The 2601-nt window shown below is 41.7% G+C and carries 2 protein-coding genes; both read right to left on the bottom strand.

Features of this window, described 5'->3' with window-relative positions; translation table 11 throughout:
• Window positions 1-92: 92 nt before the first annotated feature.
• Window positions 93-848 carry an IS21-like element helper ATPase IstB gene (gene istB, locus HCG49_RS18335; protein WP_168470932.1) on the bottom strand — a complete coding sequence of 252 codons (756 nt, stop codon included), beginning with the start codon at window positions 846-848 and terminating at the stop codon, window positions 93-95.
• Window positions 849-900: 52 nt separating this feature from the next.
• Window positions 901-2466 (bottom strand): IS21 family transposase, encoded by a 1566-nt coding sequence (istA, locus tag HCG49_RS18330; protein ID WP_168470931.1) that lies wholly within the window; start codon window positions 2464-2466, stop codon window positions 901-903.
• Between the last annotated feature and the right edge of the window lie 135 nt (window positions 2467-2601).

The raw sequence follows: 2601 nt of genomic DNA, 5'->3' as shown, positions 1-2601 counted from the left end.
TGTAGTCGGTAAGTAACAATACACAATGATTGGTAACTTGGAGTACAGAGTTTTTGGCAACAAGAGTACACAATTATTTAAAAGTACATTGATTAATTTTCATTATCAAAAAAAGTTTTTCTATTCTTTAACCGGTAACTTTTTCCACTGAGATTTATCACTTCACAACGGAATAATAATCGGTCCAAAAGTGCGGTTGCCAGCACTTCATCATCCAACATTTTAGCCCAGTCCGTGGCCATCTTATTGGTTGTTATAATAAAACAGGTATTTTCATAAACCTGGTTGATAAAGTTGAACAAGGCCAGTGCCATGTTTTTTTCCATTGGGAACAGCATAATATCATCAATAATGATGAGATCTGCCTTTATAAGGCGCTTGTAATCTGCCAGGGCGGACCGGGTAACCTCTTTTAGTTTCAGAACGTTCACCAGTTCTTCCATAGTTCTGAAGTAAGCCTTATAGCCTTTTTCAATGGCATCTGCACAAAGGCCACCGGCCAACATAGTTTTTCCGACCCCGGAAGGCCCCATCAACATCAGATTATATCCCTGGTCCAACCAGTTAAGTTCCCGGAGTTGGTTGATCCTGGTCTTGGACATTCCGTTTTCAAAGCTATGGTCATAGCCATCCAGGTCACTCTTTCTGGGCAATCCTGCCAGCTTTCTTCTTCTTTTTACATCGTTATGTTGGCGATGTGCTGCTTCCGCCCTCAAAAGTTCCAGAGTGAATTCTAGGTATCCTATGCTATTGCTTTCGGATTTTTCCACGATTTCATTGAACCGGTCTGCTATCCCCCCAATTCTTAATTGACGGCAATAGTTTAAAATTTCTTCAGTGTGCTCCATAAATATTAATATTTAAGCCACCGGCCTTAAAACGGACCGATGGCAGTTAGTACTATTTTTTTGTTTTTTTATTTGACAGCAGTCTTTGGTAATCCTGGATATCGCTTTTATTGGGGATGATCCTGGCATTGTCGGGAGCCTTTCCACTGAGCGGGTTTAAGCGTACCACTTTCTCCTGCGGTGTTTCCTGCTGTGATGGCAGATCCAGGATGCTTCTGAAGTCCGTAGCCCGGGAGATGCTATGCTCCATGCAATAGTCCAGTGCCCTTTCTACTTGTTGGGGCTCCTTTTCCTTAATAGCATTTCTAATGATAAGCAATTGGTCCCGGATGTACCGGGGCTTATCCAACCGGATCATTTGAAGCCACTGTAAAGCTTTTTCCTGATCATGGAAGAGCGCTGCCACCTGCTCCAGCATTTGCTTTATAGCCTCCGATTTATCTCGCTTATGATTGTTATTAAGGACTTTATTTCCTTTGCCTGCCGGAATCTGGTGACGGCATATCTCCTTATCATCTTTCGAATCGGCAATGATCAAAAGAGTATCTTTAATGTGCACGCCCACTTGTGTAGATTTACCTTTAAAGGTGCCCAAGGGAAGGGAATAAAAATTTCCTTTATATGAGATGGTATTATCCTTTCTCACTGCATAGGTCACTGGTGTGGGCTTTATCGTTTGGGGAACATAAGGTTTTAGAAAAGCTTGTTCTATGGTCTTTTCCCGAAAGGGTTCTTTTTTTGTGATTCCGTGGGGCATGATATTGGCCGTTCTGCCCATCCATCCCAACACTTCATCGTTCAGGGTCTCTATGTTATGATAGGTTCTATTGTAAAGAAAATTTTGCTTTACATACTTTACTACATTTTCGACCTTGCCCTTGCTCTGGGGATCTGCTTTACGACAAAAGTGAAGTGTAAAGGACTGCCCCCTGGTGTAGCTACGGAAACCATCGGTGAGTATAATATCCCCACCGTTCTCACTTACTATGAATACTTTATCCTGATCATAAACAATTTCATCGGGAACTCCCCCTATATATTCAAAAGCCTTCTCATGAGCTATGATGGCCAGTTCCGAGGTGAAATACCTGTCGGTAAACCACACGTATTTAAACCGGGAACGTGAAAGGATCATGGTGAAAAAAAATACCTTCACCCGATAACCGGTACTACTGCGCATATTATATTCCCCAAAATCTACCTGTGCCTGTTTCCCGTAAGGCAGCTCTTCGATCATCCCGTACTGCCGGTATAGCTCAATGTGGGGCAGGTTATGTTTGGTCCTGACCCATTGCATAAAGTTGAATACCGTCTTTGGTGATACCTTGGGAAAGTCTGCATCATATTCTTTTAGCCAATCATGCATCTGCGCTGCAGGGGTATCCTGGTAAACCTCTAATTTAGATCTGACAAAATCTTCATAAGGAGAAAGAAGTTTCTTTTTCTGGGAGCCTTTAATGAGGAATTCCTCATACTCCTTCTCGTCCATGGAAAGATACTTCTTCACCGTCCTCCAATTAAGGCCTAAATGATTGCTAATCTGGGTGACCGAATGTCCCTCGAGTGACATTCGGTGAATCTCGTAATAAGTCATAAATTTGTTTAAGTAATAGTTCATATTTTACTGGTTGTGATTAGCCAGTAATTTAGCTCATTGGGGCATGCCCCAATGAGCTTTAACTATGTACTATTGTTGCCAAATTCTATGTATTCTTATTTACCAAATTCTATGTATTTGTAATTACCGTTTACA

The organism is Arenibacter sp. 6A1 (assembly GCF_012272855.1).
Classification (GTDB): domain Bacteria; phylum Bacteroidota; class Bacteroidia; order Flavobacteriales; family Flavobacteriaceae; genus Arenibacter.
The sequence above is the reverse complement of the archived record's forward strand: the minus strand, read 5'-3'. Positions and strand labels throughout refer to the sequence as shown.

Bases quoted from the DNA above. Each gene is read 5' to 3' on its own strand.
- istB (WP_168470932.1), bottom strand. From the start codon at position 848: ATGGAGCACACTGAAGAAATTTTAAACTATTGCCGTCAATTAAGAATT.
- istA (WP_168470931.1), bottom strand. From the start codon at position 2,466: ATGAACTATTACTTAAACAAATTTATGACTTATTACGAGATTCACCGA.